At 56.0% G+C, this 19,563-nt stretch carries 16 protein-coding genes; 9 read left to right on the top strand and 7 right to left on the bottom strand.

All coding sequences use genetic code 11. The annotated features are described in order from the left end of the window. Positions 1-4: 4 nt before the first annotated feature. Positions 5-739 (bottom strand): YebC/PmpR family DNA-binding transcriptional regulator, encoded by a 735-nt coding sequence (locus GGR27_RS03085; protein ID WP_168035914.1) that lies wholly within the window; start codon positions 737-739, stop codon positions 5-7. Between the two features lie 228 nt (positions 740-967). Between GGR27_RS03085 and GGR27_RS03080 the strand changes: the two genes are divergently transcribed. Together GGR27_RS03080 and GGR27_RS03075 are read left to right on the top strand one after the other, a co-directional pair. Continuing rightward, positions 968-2,026 (top strand): hypothetical protein, encoded by a 1,059-nt coding sequence (locus GGR27_RS03080; RefSeq protein ID WP_168035913.1) that lies wholly within the window; start codon positions 968-970, stop codon positions 2,024-2,026. A 508-nt stretch (positions 2,027-2,534) separates the two neighbouring features. Next, positions 2,535-3,332, top strand: coding sequence for an alpha/beta hydrolase (locus tag GGR27_RS03075; protein WP_168035912.1), 798 nt, complete (start codon positions 2,535-2,537; stop codon positions 3,330-3,332). 1 nt (position 3,333) lies between these two features. On the opposite strand, the gene GGR27_RS03070 is transcribed toward GGR27_RS03075, so the two are convergent. Together GGR27_RS03070 and GGR27_RS03065 are read right to left on the bottom strand one after the other, a co-directional pair. Then, positions 3,334-4,401, bottom strand: coding sequence for a hypothetical protein (locus GGR27_RS03070; RefSeq protein ID WP_168035911.1), 1,068 nt, complete (start codon positions 4,399-4,401; stop codon positions 3,334-3,336). Between the two features lie 89 nt (positions 4,402-4,490). Beyond that, the gene (locus GGR27_RS03065) at positions 4,491-4,952 is read right to left on the bottom strand and encodes a DUF3293 domain-containing protein (RefSeq protein WP_168035910.1); all 462 of its coding nucleotides are present in this window, start codon (positions 4,950-4,952) and stop codon (positions 4,491-4,493) included. 96 nt (positions 4,953-5,048) lie between these two features. On the opposite strand from GGR27_RS03065, the gene yidC reads away from it, so the two are divergent. The 5 genes from yidC to dnaG all read left to right on the top strand — a co-directional run bounded on the left by yidC (position 5,049) and on the right by dnaG (position 13,630). Beyond that, positions 5,049-6,941 carry a membrane protein insertase YidC gene (yidC, locus tag GGR27_RS03060; protein WP_168035909.1) on the top strand — a complete coding sequence of 631 codons (1,893 nt, stop codon included), beginning with the start codon at positions 5,049-5,051 and terminating at the stop codon, positions 6,939-6,941. A 166-nt stretch (positions 6,942-7,107) separates the two neighbouring features. After that, positions 7,108-7,911, top strand: a complete 804-nt coding sequence (locus GGR27_RS03055; protein WP_168035908.1) for a DUF6438 domain-containing protein — start codon at positions 7,108-7,110, stop codon at positions 7,909-7,911. A 117-nt stretch (positions 7,912-8,028) separates the two neighbouring features. Then, positions 8,029-9,711, top strand: a complete 1,683-nt coding sequence (ettA, locus tag GGR27_RS03050) for an energy-dependent translational throttle protein EttA (RefSeq protein WP_168035907.1) — start codon at positions 8,029-8,031, stop codon at positions 9,709-9,711. 111 nt (positions 9,712-9,822) lie between these two features. Next, positions 9,823-11,142 carry a glutamate-1-semialdehyde 2,1-aminomutase gene (hemL, locus tag GGR27_RS03045; RefSeq protein ID WP_245184380.1) on the top strand — a complete coding sequence of 440 codons (1,320 nt, stop codon included), beginning with the start codon at positions 9,823-9,825 and terminating at the stop codon, positions 11,140-11,142. A gap of 349 nt (positions 11,143-11,491) precedes the next feature. Next, complete coding sequence (dnaG, locus tag GGR27_RS03040) at positions 11,492-13,630, top strand: DNA primase (RefSeq protein ID WP_168035906.1); 2,139 nt, start codon at positions 11,492-11,494, stop codon at positions 13,628-13,630. Between the two features lie 90 nt (positions 13,631-13,720). Here dnaG and GGR27_RS03035 read toward each other — a convergent pair whose 3' ends face one another. Next, entirely contained in the window at positions 13,721-14,887 is a 1,167-nt protein-coding gene (locus GGR27_RS03035) for a trans-sulfuration enzyme family protein (RefSeq protein ID WP_168035905.1), read from the bottom strand. 117 nt (positions 14,888-15,004) lie between these two features. Then, a complete protein-coding gene (locus GGR27_RS03030; RefSeq protein ID WP_168035904.1) occupies positions 15,005-15,871 on the bottom strand; it encodes a sigma-70 family RNA polymerase sigma factor in 867 nt (288 codons plus the stop codon). 273 nt (positions 15,872-16,144) lie between these two features. Here GGR27_RS03030 and GGR27_RS03025 point away from each other — a divergent pair, with 273 nt between their 5' ends. Both GGR27_RS03025 and GGR27_RS19950 read left to right on the top strand, forming a co-directional pair. Then, positions 16,145-16,576: a DUF983 domain-containing protein gene (locus tag GGR27_RS03025; RefSeq protein ID WP_168035903.1), complete on the top strand. Its 432-nt coding sequence runs from the start codon at positions 16,145-16,147 to the stop codon at positions 16,574-16,576. Then, entirely contained in the window at positions 16,576-16,998 is a 423-nt protein-coding gene (locus GGR27_RS19950; protein WP_245184378.1) for a translation initiation factor, read from the top strand. Before GGR27_RS03025 ends, GGR27_RS19950 begins: the two co-directional genes overlap by 1 nt. A gap of 9 nt (positions 16,999-17,007) precedes the next feature. On the opposite strand, the gene GGR27_RS03015 is transcribed toward GGR27_RS19950, so the two are convergent. After that, positions 17,008-18,669, bottom strand: a complete 1,662-nt coding sequence (locus tag GGR27_RS03015; protein ID WP_168035902.1) for a glutamine--tRNA ligase/YqeY domain fusion protein — start codon at positions 18,667-18,669, stop codon at positions 17,008-17,010. A gap of 132 nt (positions 18,670-18,801) precedes the next feature. Continuing rightward, positions 18,802-19,506, bottom strand: coding sequence for an RluA family pseudouridine synthase (locus GGR27_RS03010; RefSeq protein ID WP_168035901.1), 705 nt, complete (start codon positions 19,504-19,506; stop codon positions 18,802-18,804). Between the last annotated feature and the right edge of the window lie 57 nt (positions 19,507-19,563).

Raw genomic sequence — 19,563 nt, 5'->3', positions numbered from 1 at the left:
CCGCCTAAACTCCCTCCTCACTATCATCCAGCGTATGAAATACACTAGCCACGTCATCGTCCTCTTCCAATTTCTCAATTAAGACGTACACTTCTTCCACCTCTTCGTCGGAAAGCTTCTTGGTGTGCGTCGGTAGCCGAACGAGCTCTGCTTTGGAGACGTTGATGCCGAGTTTTTCCAGTTCGGGGCCGAAGCCGGCAAAATCTTCGAAGCTGGTGTAGAAGCTGGTTTCGTCTTCGTCGGTTTCGATGCGGTCCAGGCCGGAGTCGATGAGTTCTAGCTCCAGTTCCTCAACGTCCTTACCCGCGAGGTCTTCCTGCTTGACGATGAATTGGCCGCGGCGATTGAACATGAAATCCACGGAACCGGTCGTACCCATGGCGCCGCCGTATTTAGAAAATGCGTGGCGGATGCTGGCCACGGTGCGGTTATTGTTGTCGGACGTAGCCTCGATGAAGATGGCAATACCGTGCGGTCCGTAACCCTCGAAGGTGACTTCCTCGTAGGCGGACATGTCTTTATCCGTAGCGCGCTTGATGGCGGCATCAACGTTCGCTTTGGGCATGTTGACCGCTTTGGCGTTGTTGATCGCCAGGCGGAGACGGGGGTTGTAATCGGGGTCGGCGCCGCCCTCCCGAATGGCAATGTTGATCTCGCGGCCGACTTTGGTAAAAGCCTTGGCCATGCCGGCCCACCGTTTCATTTTGGCCGCTTTGCGGTACTCGAATGCGCGTCCCATGGGGTAGAAATTTTGTGGGGCGAAGGTAAGATATTAGTCGGGAGTTTAGGGTCTAGGGTCTAGGGTCTGGGGTCTGGGGTCTGAGGTCTAGAGTCTGTGGTCTAGAGTCTACGGTAGACATCCACCCTAGGCTCCAGAGCAAAGACTAAAGACCAGAGACCACAGACCAAAGACCACAGACCACTTTAACTACCTTGCACCCGCGCCCGCGCAAAACCTCCCTCTCGCATGCAGATACTCACGGTTGTTATCGGCTTAATTTTCGTGTTGTTGCTGCTCAGCCTACTGGCCACGACGTTGATGGAGTTGCTCTCCTCCTTCTTCAGCCTGCGCGCGCGTAACCTGAATAAAGCCCTGCGGAACATGCTGGCCAGCTCCGACGAAAGTGAAGTGCTGGTGGCGGAATTTCAACGCAACAGCCTCTACCGCCACCTAACCCAGCAGTACGGCGCGCGCGAGAAGCGTTTTGCCGGGCCGAGTTACATGAACGCCGAGACGTTCCAGAGCATCCTCTTCGACGTAATTCTGAAGGGAGGCGACAACGAGCAATTGCCGGAGCGGATCGCGGCCCTGCCGGACGAAGATTTGCGCAATGTCCTCCAACAACTCTACCGGCAGAGCAGTGGCAACCCGGACATGTTTCGCCTGGAAGTACAGAACTGGTACAACAACGTGATGGACCGCGCGGCGGGCTGGTACAAACGCTACGTACAGAAAATCCTCATCTTCATGGGCCTCGGGATCGCCATCGCTTTCAACGCGGACACCGTCGCGCTCTACGACCGGCTGAGCAACGACCCCGAAGCGCTGGAAACGATTGCCGAAGCGGCCGAACAGTACGTCCGCGCCCGCGAAGCTGTCGGGTACGACGACGGGACTTTACCGCCGGACCGAAGTAACGATCTGCCTCACCCAGAAATCGATCCTGATTACGGACCGGACGAACCATTTCAGCGTAATGACTACGAGACGGAATTGCCCACCCCGGCGGATTACGGAAGTGATAAATTTTACCCGAACGAACCTGGCGAGGTAAGCATTGAAGCTTCCCTGGACCGGATTAACGATCTGTTGAGCACCGAGATCGCCCAGGTGCAACGACCGCTGGGGCTGGGTTGGCAGGGCGTCCGACTACGGGAATTGACGACGTACGGGCTAATCACGAAATTGCTCGGGTTCGTACTCACGGCCCTGGCGATTAGCATGGGCGCACCTTTTTGGTTCGACCTGCTGAAAAAACTAGTGAACATCAGGAGCACCGGCGCGCGGCCTTACGAAAATCGGTAGGCTATGGCCCGGGGGGGCTTACTAATTGGGGAGAGGTAGGGTGGGGAAGTGGACAACCGTAGCTTACGGTAACTGTCAGACGATCGCCTTGGTCAGGGCCACTACGATGAGGAGCAGTAGTAGGAACAGAAAGTTTTTCATGCGGTGATTACGGTTAATAGGATGGGGCAGGGTGGGGTAGGTAGGTGAATGTTTGTTTTAGGTAGTCGTGGAACGATTTTACTGTGGCCAGCGCTGCTTTGGGCAACGTTATTAGCGCAATTCTTTTGCTTCGGCCGTATATTTCTCTTGGTGGCGCGGTCGCGGGTGCGGGGTGGATTAAGTAGGAGCAAAGTATGTTGGATCCCACCGCAAAATTTTGACCGATATTCCGTGAATCGTACCGACCCTTAGGCTAGGTATGTCCCTACCTTCGGTAGCTACCTAAGCTGGGGCGTCAACGTTACCGCGTGGGTACTATCAACCTTGGTCACTCACCTACGTTTGCCAAACCTGAACCCACCGTATCATGCGCGTCCTGAAAGGCATCTTCATTACCCTGGCCGTTATCTACGTCGCCCTGGCTACGCTTATCTACGCAAAGCAGGAGTCCCTAATCTTTCACCCCCGCGCGCGTGCCATCGAGTATAGTTACGGTAATTACCCGGAAGAATGGGTGGAAGTGGAACCCGGAATCCGGCTAAACGCCATGACGGTAGCCGCCGCCGGGGAAGTGGCGCCGGGCGTAATTCTGTATTTACACGGTAACGTGGGCGACAATGGGCGTAGCCTGTACCAAACGCGTAGCCTCGTGGGGATGGGATACGATCTCTTCCTGGTCGACTATCGGGGCTTCGGAAAAAGTGAAGGTCGGATCGGCGGCGAAGAAAACATGACGGACGACCTTCAGATCGTCTACGACCACCTAAAGGATCGCTACGGGGAAGAGAATATCGTTATCGTGGGTTACTCCCTCGGCACCGGTCCGGGCACTTTTCTTGCCGCCCGGAACAACCCCAGGGGCGTCGTCCTCGTAGCTCCCTACCTGAGCCTCACCGCGATGAAAGGAGAATTTTTCTGGATGTTCCCCGACTTCCTCCTGAACTACGAACTCAACAACGAGCGCCATTTGGCGGAGGCTAACTGCCCGGTGACGATTATCCACGGGACGGGGGACCGGTTGATCCCGGTGGAAATGAGCCAGCGGTTGGCGGCGGTGGACCCCGTTCGGATTGAACTAGTGGAATTAAATGGGGTGGGCCATCGGGGGGCTATCCTGTCGAGCGAATTAGCCGTTGCCGTAGGTCGCTACGTCCGGGCCGAATAAATTACGGTAGTGATAATTCAATGAGGTTGCCCTGGAAGTGTCCGCGAAAGTTAGTTCTCTCCTCGTCACTGTTGATTACATCCCAGCGCATGTTTATTTCGTCACCGTCGATGGTGACGTCGAAAGCTCCGTAGCGGCTGAACGTCTCTTTAGTGATTTCAAAGCCATTGATGTTGAAATTTTCAAGATAAGTAGCAAAGCCAAACCCCATGCTGATGTCGTAGAAAAAACCTTGCCCCTGCTGGACGAAGCGTCGACCAAGGTCTTCACCCTTACGTACCTCGAAACTTAGCCATGCGGCCTGTGAAAATATTTGATCCTGTTTAGAGACATCGGTCAGCGGTTCTGGTGTTATAAATAATTGGATAATTTCGGTTGCCGAGTTTCGGTAAGGGATGCGGCGGAAGTAGGCGTTCGTTAAGTCAACTGGTTCCTGGCCTAGTTGCATCTGATTCTTGGGTGTGGCGGTCCCGCTGAATAGCTGGGGGTCGAAAAAGATGGATTCAATATTCGTTACCGGGAGGGTGACGTCGGCTCGGAATCTTCGGGTGGGGTCATCTCGGTTGGTAATTTGGAAGCTGGTCGTACCATCCTGATTTTGGAGAACGTCAAGATCGACTTCGAGAGCGTTGTGAATAATGGGGATATTGACCCCTAAATCGAGGCGTTCGTGATAGTGAACGGTACCGAGACTGGGTAAGGTACTTGGCAACCCAAAGCCTGCGCCAGTTGGTCTGGCGACTGTATCCAGGTCGATTTCTCTAGTCGGTGAATCGAGCGTGAAGGTGTAGGCGGTTGCGGGGGTAGGTAAGCCGTCAACGATAAGTGGTGTTTCTGACAAAAAGAAATGGTGGCGATAAATGCCCGAATGACTTATCTGTTGCGGTGAGTACCGATAGACGTACTGAATGTCCATATTGGCGTACGCACTCTGCAGGTTAGAATAGCCCGGCGCACCCGGGGCAAGAACCTCACCCGACAGAAAACCTGGAATGGCTGGTGTCAACTCCTCCGATTGGCACGATAAAATAAACAGAATGGGTAAGAAGCTTATGAAATACTTATACATGGTGTGAGTTTTAGGTACGTAAATATATAAGCTCACCCGTAGCCGTTGTCATCACGCCGGTAACCTTAACCTAAGCTTAGCAGCAATGCTTATTTGGTATTTCGCAGCACACAACGACACCAAAGTACCGCTGGCTCACCACTTATTTCCCCAAACAAGATCGCGTTCTGCTTGAAATCGATTCCAATCTTCAGAGCGTTCTCCAGCGCCACGTCGAACAACATTACCCCAACCTCCTCCGGCCACTCGCCAGCGGGATCAACGCCGGCCGCCGGCAGGTGAGCAAAACCCTGCTCTTCTACCAACTTTCTCAGCACCCGCGACCGCGCAAGATTCTCCGGCAAGCTAGTGGTACCGTCCGAGTAAGGGTTGTAAGCCGTCACGAATGCGTAAGTCTTGTGACCCCGCTGCGACATCCATTCCGCAAACCGCGCGTTTGACTCACCGGGCTGCAGGCGGAAGTCACCGCACAAATAGCGGCCCTTACGGTAAACGTGGTGCAAAGCCGGATCGAACGGCGGCACTCCGGAAGTGGAATTTGGGGCATTCATCGGACGATATTTACGTACCTTTGCGGCCCAAAACGGACCCCCGGTGGCTGGCTCAGCCCCGGCGTGGCGCCAATTATACGGATAAAGAATTGACCTATGGAGATGGATCGCAGTACCATCATCGGCCTCGTACTCATTCTCGGCATTTTCGCCGTTTGGCAGTACGTGGTGGCCCCCAGCCCCGAAGAAATCGAGGCACAGGCGCGCTACCAGGATAGCATCACCGCGCTCAACGACGCGGAAATGGTGCCGGCTGACGAACTAGCCCCGGCTTTTACGCCCGAAGATGTGTCCGCACTCGACGACAGCACCCGCCAGGCCCGCTTCGGTGGCCAGTTCGGCGCTTTCGCCAGTGCCGCCGTCGGCAGCCAGCAGGACGTCGTGCTCGAAAACGACCTCATGATCGTCACCCTCAACACGAAGGGGGGCAACATCAAGCGGGTCGAGTTGAAGAACTACGCCAAGGTTGTCGAGGACGAAGAGAAAAATGAAATCAAACTGCCCCTTTACCTCCTGGAAAGCGAGCGCAACCGGTTTGAATACTTGCTGCCCGCCACCGGTGTCTCCGGCCCGGGCGTTAGCACCTCCGACCTCTACTTTACGCCGCAGATCGACGGAAACACGGTGACGATGCGCGCCAGCGTCAGCGGCGGCGGTTACTTCGAGCAGCGCTACACACTGACCGACGGCACGTACCTGATGGATTACGACATCCGCATGGAAGGTCTCGGCCAGGCGGTCAACGCGCAGGGTGGAAAGATCACCCTCCAGTGGGATAACTACCTGGACAAAATTGAGAAAAACAGTGACTACGAAGCGAGTTACTCCACCATCTACTTCAAGCCCGTCGACGACGATACGGACTACTGTTCGTGTACGAGCACGGACACGGAGGAAGTCCCCGAGCAGCGCCTGAAGTGGGTCGCCGGCTCGCAGCAGTTCTTCACTTCCGCGCTGATCGCGAACGAAGGTTTTTCCCCCGGGGCCGTGTTGTCAACCGAGACTTTTGACGACGAGACCAGTCCGTACCTAAAAAAGGTGTCGGCGCAATTAGAAATTCCGGTTACGAACGCCAATTCTGAGGTGTTCGGGATGCAGATGTACGTCGGTCCCAACGAATTCGACCGTCTGCGGGCGATCGGGTATGAGCTGAGCGACGTTATTTCCTTCGGGCAGTCCATCTTCGGTGCGATCAACCGGTGGGTCATTCGTCCGCTCTTCCAGTTTTTGTCCAAGTTCATCGGCAACATGGGCATCGCGATTCTCGTGTTGACGATCCTGGTGAAGCTGCTGGTGTACCCGCTCACCTACAAAATGCTCGTGAGTAACGTGAAAATGCAGGTGCTCAAACCTGAGCTCGAGAAGATGAAGGCTAAGCACAAGGACGATGCGCAGCAGCAGCAAGTCGAGCAGATGAAGATGTACTCGGAGTACGGCGCCAGCCCACTGGGCGGGTGTTTGCCGATGGTTTTGCAGATGCCGATCTGGTTCGCGCTCTACCGCTTTTTCCCGGCGAGCATCGAGTTTAGGCAGGAGAATTTCCTGTGGGCAAATGACTTGAGTACTTACGACGTCCTTACGACGATCCCCGAGTGGATTCCCTTCATGCAGGGCCACATCAGCCTTTTCGCCGTCCTCTGGGCGATCACGACGGTCATCTACGCTTACTACAACAGTAAGCACATGGACTATTCCGCGCAGCCGATGATGAAGTACTTTCAGTACGTCATGCCCCTGTTGTTCCTCGGTTTCTTCAACAGTTTCGCTTCCGGACTAACCGCTTACCTCTTCTTCTCCAATACGTTCAACATCGGTCAGACGATCATCACGAAAAACTTCCTGATTGACGAGGAGAAACTGAAGGCGAAGATGAACGCCAACAAGAAGAAGCCCAAGAAAAAGTCTGGATTTGGTAGCCGACTTCAGGAGGCGCTCAAAGAGCAGCAGCGCATTCAGTCTGAGCAGGAGAAGAAAAAAGGGAAGAAATAGCCGTGTATTTCCGTGCGCACCGGCATCCATTTGTTGCGAGGCCGCGGGTGCAAAGATTTTCCGCAAAGAGCAGGGGGCCGTGGGTGAAAGCCCGCGGCCCTTTTCCGTTTGCCGAACTAACCTTACGCCGCCAGCGTATCAATATCTACCTTTAAAGACCATTTTCATGCGTTATTTCCTGATCCTATCGCTCTGCTTTGCTGCCCTCGCGTCCTGTACGCGGCAACCCGGCAGGGACGTTGTTACGGCACGCCCCGCCATCGGTTCCGCCCCGGCAACCGTAGCCACCCCCATCGAGAATACGGACGAGATCCGCCCCGGAGCTTTGAACCGAGAAGCTGACATGAGTAGCCGACCCACGACGGCGGATCGTGTAGATGTTAGCCGCGTCGACGACTCGGCACTCCCCGTGCCGCCGGAGGCCCTGAGGGCGGAGGATCGACGCGTTCGTGATGAAATGACTAAAGTTAAAGACAGTGATACTGTTCCCGAGCCCACCCGCACGATGACGATAGCACCCGGTGTGATTATAACGACCCCGGTCGTACCTAGCTCCGCCAACCAGCCCAATCAAGTTTTTGCCGCAACTGCAAAGCCGGTATTTAGCGTCCGTAAATCGCCCTGCTACGGCGACTGTGAGCAGTACAAACTCGAGGTGATGGAAGGCGGGCAACTTAAGCTGGACGGCAAGAAAAATACGCGCTTGGTGGGCAAACACGTCTACCAGCCGCTCAGCTACCAGTACGCGGAATTGGTGGAAGCTTTCCGGGAATTCATCGCCACGGAACCAGCTGTTGTCTACCCCACGGAATACGAAGCACCGGCCGATGCGCAGGCTACCATCCTGGAGTACGTCGACGAAGCAGGGGAGCTGCGGACGATCAGCGTGTACGCCGATGCACCCGAAGAATTCCAGCAATTACTCGACTTGGTCGAAAGCATGGTGGAGAACGGCCAGTGGGAAAAGTAAACCACGGAAACTGTCAGCACGGTGTGGTGGCCATGATAGCACAAGATTTATAACCCTGGTTCACCTCCCCACCCTTAAATAAGACTACCTTCGCCAGCTAATTATCATACCCGCAATATGGCTGACAACAAGGTAATCTTCTCCATGGAACGCGTCTCCAAGACCTTCCCCGGAGCCAACAAAAAAGTACTCAACAACATCTGGCTAAGCTTCTTTTACGGAGCCAAAATCGGCGTGCTCGGTCTCAACGGTTCGGGTAAGTCCACGCTGCTGAAAATCATCGCCGGCGTCGATAAGAATTTCCAGGGTAACGTCGTCTTCGACGGTAACTACAAGATTGGTTACCTCCAGCAGGAACCGGAGCTGGACGAAACCAAGACCGTCCGCGGCATCGTGGAAGAAGCCGTGCAGGAAACGGTCGACCTGATGAAGGAATACGACGCGGTCAACCTCAAGTTCGCCGAGCCCATGACCGACGACGAGATGAATAAACTCATCGAGCGGCAGGGGGAGTTGATGGAGGAGCTGGAGAACCGCAACGCCTGGGAACTCGATAACAAACTCAACACCGCCCTCGAAGCACTCCGTTGCCCGCCGGACGACGCCGAGATCAAAGTGCTCTCCGGGGGAGAACGCCGCCGGGTAGCCCTGGCGCGCCTCCTGTTGAGCAATCCCGATATCCTCCTGCTCGACGAACCCACCAACCACCTCGACGCCGAATCCGTAGACTGGCTGGAACAATACCTGCAATCTTTTCCCGGAACCGTCATCGCCGTCACGCACGACCGCTACTTCCTCGACAACGTTGCCGGCTGGATTCTGGAGCTTGATCGTGGGGAAGGCATTCCGTGGGAGGGCAACTACTCCAGTTGGTTAGAGCAAAAAGCCGATCGCCTGGCTAAGGAAGAAAAAACGGAGAGCAAGCGCCGCAAAACCCTCAAACGGGAGCTGGAGTGGATCCGGATGGCGCCGAAGGCGAAGCAGTCCAAGGGCAAAGCTCGTTTGAACGCCTACGACAAGCTCACCTCGGAGGCCAGCCGGGAGCGGAACCAAAATTTAGAAATTTTTATTCCACAGGGTCCCCGTCTGGGTGACATTGTCATCGACGTAAAGCACCTCGGTAAGGGGTTTGGCGACCGAGTACTTTTCGAGGACGCCACCTTTGCCATTCCCCGTAACGCGATCGTCGGCATCCTCGGCCCGAACGGCGTGGGTAAGTCCACGCTCTTCCGAATGATCGTCGACGAGCAGCAGCCCGACAGCGGGGAGATCGAAGTCGGCCAGACGGTCAAAATCAGTTACGTCGACCAGAGCCACCGCGAACTGCAGGACGAGACTAAGACCATCTACGACGTTGTTTCGAAGGGGCACGACATGATTGAGGTAGGAAACACCAGCGTGAACGCCCGCGCCTATCTGAGCCGGTTCAATTTTGCCGGGGGTGATCAGCAGAAGAAACTCGGAATGCTCTCCGGCGGAGAACGTAACCGACTGCAACTGGCGATGACGCTACGGGAAGGCGGTAACGTCCTGCTGCTCGACGAACCGACCAACGACATCGACATCAATACGCTCCGTGCCCTAGAGGACGCGCTGGACACTTTTGCCGGTTGCGTGCTCGTCATCAGCCACGACCGGTGGTTCATCGACCGGTTGGCCACCCACATCCTGAGCTTCGAAGACGAGGGTAAAATCACCCTGTTCGAAGGAAACTACAGCAGCTACGAAGCCGCTAAGAAAGAGCGGCTCGGCGACGTCACCCCCCGCCGGCCCCGGTTCAAAAACGTGATCAATCGTTAAGCATAGTTACCAGAGTACTTTACAGCTCGCTGGATTTTGACACTGTGCACACCGCGGTGGGAAAACCCCTTGTCTCCCTTCACGCTTTAGTAGGCTAAATCAACCCGCTCCATGTCGACCAACAATATGTACCAACAGCGCATCCCCCGGGAGAAGTCAGCCGCGATGTTTGCGGAAGCGCTGGAATATTTTCCGGGCGGCGTGAATAGCCCCGTTCGTGCTTTTCGGAGCGTCAGCGGCCCGCCGTTATTCATCGAGCAAGCGAAGGGCAGCCGGATGCAGGACGTCGACGGGAATGTTTTCCTCGACTTCTGCTGTTCTTGGGGGCCGCTCATCCACGGCCACGCGAACGAGTACATCGAGGAAAAGGTGATGAAGACGGTCGTGAAGGGGACCAGTTTTGGTACGCCCAACGAGATGGGGAATCGACTGGGGAAGTTGATCCTCGATAATCACCCGTACGTCGAGCGCCTTCGGTTCGTGAGTTCGGGAACGGAGGCGGTGATGTCGGCCATCCGCCTGGCGCGGGGGGTGACCGGGAGAAACAAGATTCTTAAGTTCGACGGCTGTTACCACGGCCACGTCGATAGTTTACTGGTAAAAGCCGGCTCCGGACTGGCGACGTTCGGGACCAGCTCCAGCGCGGGCGTGCCGGAAAGCGTTGCGGCCGATACCCTCATTCTACCGCTGAACGACCGGGATCTGCTGGAAGAAATCTTGAGCAAGCACGCGCACGAAATCGCCTGTATCATCGTAGAGCCTATACCGGCCAACAACGGTCTGCTCATCCAGGACCCGAGCTGGTTAAAGTGTTTGCGCATCAAGGCTTACAAGCACAACGTGCTGCTGATCTTTGACGAGGTCATCTCGGGGTTCAGGGTGGGCTTCGCTGGCGCGGCGGGCTACTACGACGTCAAGCCCGACATCATCACGTTCGGTAAAGTGATTGGCGGTGGTTTCCCGGTCGGTGCTTACGCGGCTTCGAAGGAAATTATGGATTACATCGCCCCGGTCGGCCCGGTCTACCAGGCTGGCACCCTGAGTGCGAACCCCGTGGCCATGGCGGCCGGCCTGGCGGCTTTGGAACTTTGCCTCACGCCCGGTTTCTACGAGCTGCAGGCGGAAAAAACCCACGCGTTCGCCACCGCCCTGGAAGCTTACGCGCGCGAGAAAGGCTACCCCATGCACGTGCCGCACATCGGCTCCATCTTTTGGTTGGCGTTCGGCACGGACCGGATCACGCGCTCCGACCAGATCGACCCCGCGAACATGGAGTATTTCAAGATGATCCACCACGAACTACTGCAAACCGGGGTGTACCTCGGCCCCAGCGGTTACGAAGTTGGCTTCATTTCCGGAGCGCATTCGGTCGGCGACCTCGAAGAGGCGGTCGGGAAGATAAAAGCGGCGATGGACGTGGCGTTCGCTTAGTTTCATTGACCGAATGGCTGAGCTACTGCGCTAACAAGATGGTTCTGAACGCCTCGCCAGCGGGTCACTTTCCCGGTTAATACATCCGATGGGGCAGAGCAGTCACACGTACGCTAACAATGCAGCTTTAGTTCCCTCGGGATGTTAGATCACGAAAAGATCACACGCACGGCATCGTACGCTGTTACATCGGCTACGTGACGGCACCATACTTAGTATAGCAACTTCTGGAAGGACTATTTCGGTCGCTGTCCCATAAGCTGAACAACCCGTCGGCACTAGATTATGCGCGGCTATTCGTCACCCGTAGGACGTGGTTAGAAACCTTCATTTTCGTATCTTTGGAAGCATGATAAAAGAGGAAAGTGTCCGGGAAGTAATCGACATGGCGAGGGTGGAAGACATCGTCGGTGACTACGTCAATCTACGCCGCCGGGGCAACAACATGACCGGACTGTGCCCCTTCCACAACGAAAAAACGCCCAGTTTCAACGTCAACCCCGCCCGTAATATCTACAAATGCTTTGGTTGTGGGGAGGGTGGGGACCCCGTAAAGTTTTTGATGACGCTGGAGCAACTTTCCTTTCCGGACGCCATCCGTAAAATAGCGGCACGTTACAACTTCAAACTGGAAGAGGTCGCCGTAAGTGAAGAGGTCAGGGAGGAGCGCAGGGAGAAAGAAAGCCTGCTGCTCGTCAATGATTTCGCGCGTCAGTTTTATGAAGATCAACTCTACAACACCGACGAGGGGAAGAGCGTCGGCCTGAGTTACTTTAAGAAGCGGGGTTTTCGCAAGGACGTCATGGAGCGGTTCGGCCTCGGTTACGCACCCATGAAGCGCGATGCGCTGTTCAAAGCCGCCACCGCCGCAGGTTACAAAGCGGAGCAGCTTGACCAACTGGGCTTAATTCGTAACAAGCGCGATTTTTTCTTTGACCGGGTCATGTTCACCATCCATAACCTCCAGGGCAAACCGATTGCCTTTGCGGGTCGGATCCTGAAAAAGGACGTCAAGGCACCCAAGTACGTCAACAGCCCGGAGACGGAGGTCTACCACAAGTCGGACGTCCTGTACGGAATCTTCCAGGCGCGGCAGTCCATTCGGAAGCTGGACAACGTTTACGTGGTGGAAGGGTACACGGACGTGATTAGTCTGCACCAAAACGGCATTACGAACGTAGTGGCTACCTCCGGTACGTCACTCACCCCGGGCCAGGCGCGTCTGGTGAAGCGGCAGACGGAGAACGTTACCCTACTGTACGACGGTGACAAGGCCGGCATTAAGGCCGCGCTGCGTGGGGTGGACGTACTATTGATCGAAGGGCTCAACGTCCGCGTAGTTATTCTGCCGGACGGGGAGGACCCCGATAGCTACCTACAGAAAGTAGGGACGACCGTCTTTGAAAAATACCTGACCGAAACCCGGCGGGACTTCCTGTTTTTTAAGTCCGATCTGCTACTGGAAGAGGCGGGAGACGACGTAGCCGCCCGTAGCGCCGCCATCCGGTCCAGCATCGCGACGCTGGCGTTGGTGGAAGACCCGTTGAAACGGCAGGGTTACGTCCAGCAGTTCTCCAATAAACTAGGCTTGGAAGAGAGCCTGCTCATTAACCTCGTGAATACCGCCGTTGCCGAGCGGCGCGCAAGTGCCAAACGGGACGCGGAACGGGAGGAGCGGCGCCGTAATCGTCCCGATAATCGGAGGGATGCGCCCCCTTTCCCCGGCTCTCTCCCCACAAACTCCGCACCCGCGACCGCGCCCCCACCTCCCGCTAATTCTGGGGAAGACGCCTGGGCGGGGATGCAAGAACCCGGGTGGGCCGGTGGTGAAGATGAGCAGTGGGGCGGGATGGACGACGCTCAATTCCCGGACGATTCGGTTGCCAGCCCGCCACGCGTGGGTAAACCGAAAGACGATGCGCTTTCCGACGCGCTAAAGTTCGCCGGCCACGCTTACCAGGAAATGGATTTGGCCCGGATGCTGATCAAGCACGGCCACAAAGTGTACGATGAGGAAGCGGAACAGTCCGTCGGTGCGTACCTGACCGCCAACGTTCAGGACCTGATTGAAGATTTCGACCACGCGCCGAGTAAGGAAGTCGTGCTCGAAGTGATGCGGGAAGTGCAGCGCAGTGGGAAGGGGCAGGAGCCGGACTACTTCAAGCAGTCGGAAAATCCCGTGATTGTCGACCTAGCAAAGGTGGCCGGAGAACGTGAACATTATTTAAGCCCGAAGTGGGGCGAGACGTTCCAGGTGTACTTACGGCAGAAAGACCCGGATGATAACCAGCGGGTGTATTGCGATCTATTCATCAGATTATTTCGGATGCTGAAGATCGAGCGACTGTGCAAAAAGAATGCGGATAAAATTGCGGTAGCCGCGCAAAAGGAAGACGAAAAGACCCTCGAAGTTCTGTTTAAAATGCAGGGCACCTTGGTGGGCATGCGTTCGGAACTGGCCGCGCAACTCGGAGCCGTGGTGATTTGAGGCACTATCTGATTTGCCGCACGGCGAAATTCGGTATCGACCACCCAGCTTCATTCCGGGCTAGCCGAATGCTCGGCGGCAGGTCACGAATTACAGACCCCGGCTGAGGTCATTCTTCAAATCTTGTACCGCTTCCAGACCCACGCTCATCCGCACCAGCCCGTCGGTAATGCCCACCGAAGCGCGTTCCGCGACGGTAAGTTTTGCGTGGGTGGTCGTGGCGGGGTGGGTGAGGATTGTCCGCGTATCACCAAGATTGGAGCTGCGGGTACACACCTGTGCGTTGTTCAGCAATCGGTTTGCCGCATCAATGCCACCCGTTAGCTCAAACGTGACGATGCCGCCACCGGCCGACATCTGCCGTTTGGCCAGCTCGTACTGCGGGTGGGAGGGGAGAAAGGGGTAGAAGACTTTCGCCACGCCCCGCTGTTCCGTCAGCCATTCGGCTAGTTCGAGCGCTGCTTTGCAGTGGGCGGCTAGCCGGACGTGGAGGGTCTCCAGGCTTTTTGAGATGACCCAAGCGTTGAAGGGCGACATCGCGGGGCCGGTGTGGCGGCAGAAAAAAGTGATCTTCTCCATCACCCGCCGGGAGCCCAGCAGCAGACCGCCCAGCACGCGGCCCTGGCCGTCCATCCACTTCGTAGCGGAGTGCGTAACCAGATCGGCACCGAACTCACCCGGGCGCTGGATGACCGGCGTAGCGAAGCAATTATCGACAACGTAGATCAATTCGTGCGCCCGGCAAAATTCACCCGCCTTCGCTAAATCGACTAATTTCAGCCCGGGGTTCGAAGGGGTTTCCGTTACGAAGAGTACCGTATTGGCGCGTACGGCGGCCGACCAGGTGTCCGGATCGTCCGGTTCGACGTAAGTAAACGTGACCCCCCATTTTGGCAGTATCTGCGTCAAGATCTGGTGAGTACTACCAAAAAGCGCGCGCGTGGCGACGATGTGATCCCCCTGCTGGACGAGTGCCGCCAGGCTAGCGAAGACGGCCGCCATCCCCGATCCGGTCGCAAAGCCGGCCTCCATACCTTCCAGCGCGCAGGCTTTAGCGATGAGCTCGTCAACGTTCGGGTTGTTGTAGCGGGAGTAGATGATGTTGTCTTCCTCGCCCCGAAAGGTCGCCGCCATCGATTCCGCGGAATCAAAGGTGAAACTGCTCGTTAAAAACAGGGGCGTAGAGTGTTCCTGAAATTCAGTCCTGGGCATCTGCCCACGAATGGCGTGGGTTTGGGGAGAAAGCTTATCGGCCATGAGGCCGAAGGTAACGCATCTTCCAGGACTGACTATGTCCGCGGAGCCGACAAACGCGCGGTTCGTACTGGTGCAAGGCCGAATTTATTGCCGGATGTACGATGCCCCGAACTGCTGCTAACCCAGGTAGTTTTTCAGCGCGTCGCGACTCTGCCCGCGGCGCAACCGACGAATGGCCCGTTCCTTAATTTGGCGGACGCGTTCCCGGGTAAGGTCGAAACGATCGCCGATTTCTTCCAGGTTCAGCTGCTGTTCCCCGTCTAAACCAAAATAGCAAGCCAGGACGGTTCTTTCCCTGGGGGCCAGTAGGTTAAGATTATTGATTACTTCCTTGGTCAAGGACTCCGCCATGATGTTGACGTCGGGCCTGGATTTTGCGTCCGTCGGCAGCGTATCGAGCATGGTGATCTCGGAATCGTCACCGGCCACGGGGGCGTCGAAGGAAAGGTGACGCATCCGGCCACTGAGGGCGCGCTGTACGTCGGCGAGAGATATTTGCAGCACGTCCGCGAGTTCTTCCGGCTCCGGGTCGCGCTCGAATTCTTGCTGAAAACTGGCGATGGCCCTGGTGACCTTGGTGTAGCCGGCCGCCTTGTTGTTCGGCATTCGTACGAGGCGGCTGTACTCAACGATGGCCTGCATAATGCTCTGGCGAATCCACCAGACGGCGTAAGAAATGAACTTAAAGCCACGCGTTTCGTCAAATCTTTTTGCCGCCTTGATGAGCCCCACGTTCCCCTCGTTGATCAGATCGGCCAGGCTAAGGCCCTGATTTTGGTACTGCTTAGCTACGGAAACGACGAAGCGCAAGTTGGCCCGCGTGAGTTTTTCCAGCGCCGACTCGTCGCCCTCCCGAATTTGCGCGGCGAGGGAAGCTTCGTCCTCCGGCGTCAACAGGGAAATTTTGCCGATGTCCGACAGGTACTTTTCCAGCGCGATGCTTTCGCGCGACGTAATCTTGTTACTGATTTTAAGCTGACGCATACAAAGGTTTAATTACGAACGGGTCGGTGTAGAATGGAGACGCAAGAGAAATGAATCTATTGTAAGAACAATGGCACTCGCCATTAGGATTCCAATATACCCATAAATTCTCTAGTCTTGTTGGCTGGCCGCGGCGTGGTTCGGTCTTTTTCCGGTATTCTCGCGCGTTATTGCGAAAGCGAAGTTTGGGCAGCTCCGCAACAATCGAAGGTGAGTTTGCGAAATGCGGCGAGGACGCTAACAAAATTAAACGCCACCGGTTATAGCCGGACTATGGCCAGTAATCCTTCCTTGCTCAGTTCCGTATTCGGTCTACGCTGCCCGCGTTGCCGGCGCGGCGATCTGTTCCCAACGAGTTCGTTTTCGTTCAGCATGCCCTTCAAGCAGTACGCGCACTGCCCGAAATGCGGTCAGAATTACTTTCCGGAACCGGGGTTCTACTGGGGGGCAATGTTCATCTCCTACATCGGGTCTGGTTTCTTTAGCCTCGGTTTTGTCATGATGACGCACTGGGTATTCGATCTCGGGCTGGGCCTATCGATGGTGTTGCTACTGATCGTCGTAGGTCTGTTTTTTGTGTGGTGGTTCCGCTTCTCGCGCTCCGTTTATTTCCACCTGGTTACTAAGTATCAGCCCAAAGTAACCGAAGCCATAGATTCCGGTAACGTCACGAAATCAATTCCAAAAATTGTAAGCGGTAGCTAATGGCAAAGAAGAAAAAATCTGGCAAGGGCCTCAGTTTTTCCACCGGTGACGCAGGCGCCGCGGACAATCCCTTCGCGGCGTTATCGGGCCTGGGAGATCTACCGCAAGCACCGGCAAGTTCAGTGAAGTTGGACGAGGATACGGGCGCGGCCGCGGGTGCCGGCTCAGACGGAAGAGCAAAGATGCCGCTCCGGGTAAGTATCGACCGTAAGTACCGCCGGGGCAAAGAGGTCACCCTCGTTACCGGCTACGCCGGCCCGGAAAGTGACCTACAGGATCTGGCCAAGCTACTGAAAAAGCGCTGCGGTGTCGGTGGCTCCGTCAAGGACGGCGAGATCGTCGTCCAGGGAAACAAGCGCGACCGGGTTATGGAAATACTGGCCGCGGAAGGATACGCCTCCGCCAAGAAATCCGGCGGCTAGGGTGCTCCACTATCCCTTCCAGGATGATTTCAACCCACACGTAGAATTGAAGATGACCTTCTCCTTGGTGCTATCCTTATCGAGCGTGTAATATCCCTTGCGTAAGAATTGTAGCGCTTCATCCGCGACCACGTCCGCCAATCCGGGCTCACCCTTGGCCGTGATGGTGGTCACACTATTAGGGTTGATGAATTCCAAGAAATCCCGCCCCTCGTGGTCCATCGGGGTCGGGTCGGTAAACAGCTTGTCGTATTCCCGTACCGCTACGTCGATTCCTTGGCCGACACTGACCCAGTGAATCGTCCCTTTCGCCTTTATCTCCGAAGTATCTTCCCCGGACTTCGAATCAGGGTAATACGTCGCGTTAATTTGTGTGACCGTTCCGTCCGCGTCCTCTTCGTGACCGTCGACGTGAATGATGTAGGCCGACTTCAGGCGAACGTCTTTCTCCGGAGCGAGGCGGTAATATTTACGGTTTTGGGGTTCCTTACGGTAGTCTTCCCGCTCCACCCAAATTTCGCGACCGAACGGAATTTCCCGCTGCCCGCGGCTTGCGTCTTCGGGGTTGTTATCCGACGACAAGCTCTCGGACTGTCCCTCAGGGTAATTAGTAATGACCAGCTTGACCGGGTCGAGCACGGCCATGTAGCGATCGGCACTGACGTTGAGTACTTCCCGGACGTTGTGCTCAAGAAAGTCAAATTCCTGCTGGTTATCCCGTTTCGTGACGCCGGTGCGCAGACAGAAGTTGCGGATCGCTGCAGCGGGGTAGCCCCGGCGGCGCATGCCGGCGATCGTGCCGAGCCGCGGGTCGTCCCACCCGGCCACCAGCCCCTGGTCGACGAGTAGTTTTAGCCGTCGCTTACTCGTGATGAGGTAGTCGACGTTCATCCGCGCGAACTCGATTTGGCGGCTGGGGAAAATCCCCAGGGCTTCGATGATCCAGTTGTAGAGGTCGCGGTGGTGGCGGAACTCCAGGCTACAGAGCGAGTGGGTGATGTGCTCAATCGAATCACTCTGTCCGTGGGCAAAGTCGTACAACGGGTAAATGCACCACTCGTCGCCGGTGCGGTGGTGGGTCTCGTGTTTGATGCGGTAGAGGACGGGGTCGCGCAGCAGTAAGTTGGGGTGCGTCATGTCGATCTTCGCGCGTAGTACCTTACTGCCGTCGGCAAATTCTCCACCTTTCATCCGCTCAAAAAGGTCCCGATTTTCCGTGGCCGGCCGGTCCCGAAAGGGGGAGTTGATGCCGGGGCGGTCGATGTCTCCTTTTTGCTCCGCGATTTCAGCGGCCGTAGAGTCGTCCACAAAGGCTAAGCCTTTATCGATGAGTTGCAGCGCCAATTCGTATAATTCGCCAAAGTAATTCGAAGTGTAAAGCGTCTCACCGGCCCATTCGTAGCCCAACCACTTGATGTCGTCCTCGATGGAACTCACGAAATGCGTCTCTTCCGTAGAGGGGTTCGTGTCGTCCATCCGCAGGTTGGAGGAGCCACCGAATTTCTTAGCAATCTCAAAATTAATGGTGATCGCCTTAGCGTGCCCAATGTGTAAATAGCCGTTTGGCTCCGGTGGAAAGCGCGTAAGGATGCGCCCGTCGTGCTTACCGTTCTTGAGGTCTTCGACGATGAACTCTTCGATGAAATTATCTGCTTCGGGGAGGGTGGACATGGGAAAAGGTTTTGGGTATAGGGCCTGTGGTCTGTGGTCTTGGGTCTGAAGTCATGTGAATAAAATGGTATTGATCAATCATAATGGATGCTGCCACAAACCAAAGACTAAAGACCATAGACTTTCTTTATTTTACCACTCCGTCATCTCGGAAAATAAGCCCCAGAGTTGATCGATCTCGGGCACAGGTGCCGTGATTTTAACGGGCTTTTTCGTGACTGGGTGAATGAATTCAAGGACGCGGGAATGGAGGTTAATGTTGCCGTCCTCGTTGCGGAAGCGGGAGCCGTACTTAAGGTCGCCGTGAATGGGTGCGTTGAGTTGGGTGGCGAGTTGCACGCGGATCTGGTGGGGGCGGCCCGTCTCCGGTTTCACTTCGAGAAGTGTATTAGCGCCCACGCGGCCAAGGAGACGGTAGTCGAGATTCGCTTCTTTTGCGCCTTTATAGCGGTTAGATTCCGCCTTGGGTAGCATTTTACTCCGGTTCTTTTCCGTGTCTTTAAAAATAAATCCGGTAAGGCTGCCCTCGATCGGATCGGGCTGGTCGTTGACGATTGCCCAGTACGTTTTTTGCACTTTTCTGTCGCGGAACAGCTCGTTCATGCGGGTTAGCCCCTTGCTCGTCCGGGCGAAGATGATCACGCCGGATACGGGGCGGTCGAGCCGGTGAATAACCCCGAGAAAAACATCGCCGGGCTTGTCGTAGCGGTGTTTGATGTAGTTTTTGACCCAGGTCATGATCGTCGTGTCGCCCGTTTTGTCGCTCTGGCTGAGGATGCCGGCCGGCTTGTTGACGGCGATGAGGTGGTTGTCTTCGTGGAGGACTTGTAGTTGCATGGCTGGGGAAGTAATGGGACTGGATGGCTCGCGTCGAGCGCGTCCGTTAACGGCCGG

The sequence above is a fragment of the Neolewinella antarctica genome (assembly GCF_011927835.1).
GTDB lineage: Bacteria > Bacteroidota > Bacteroidia > Chitinophagales > Saprospiraceae > Neolewinella > Neolewinella antarctica.
The sequence above is the reverse complement of the archived record's forward strand: the minus strand, read 5'-3'. Positions and strand labels throughout refer to the sequence as shown.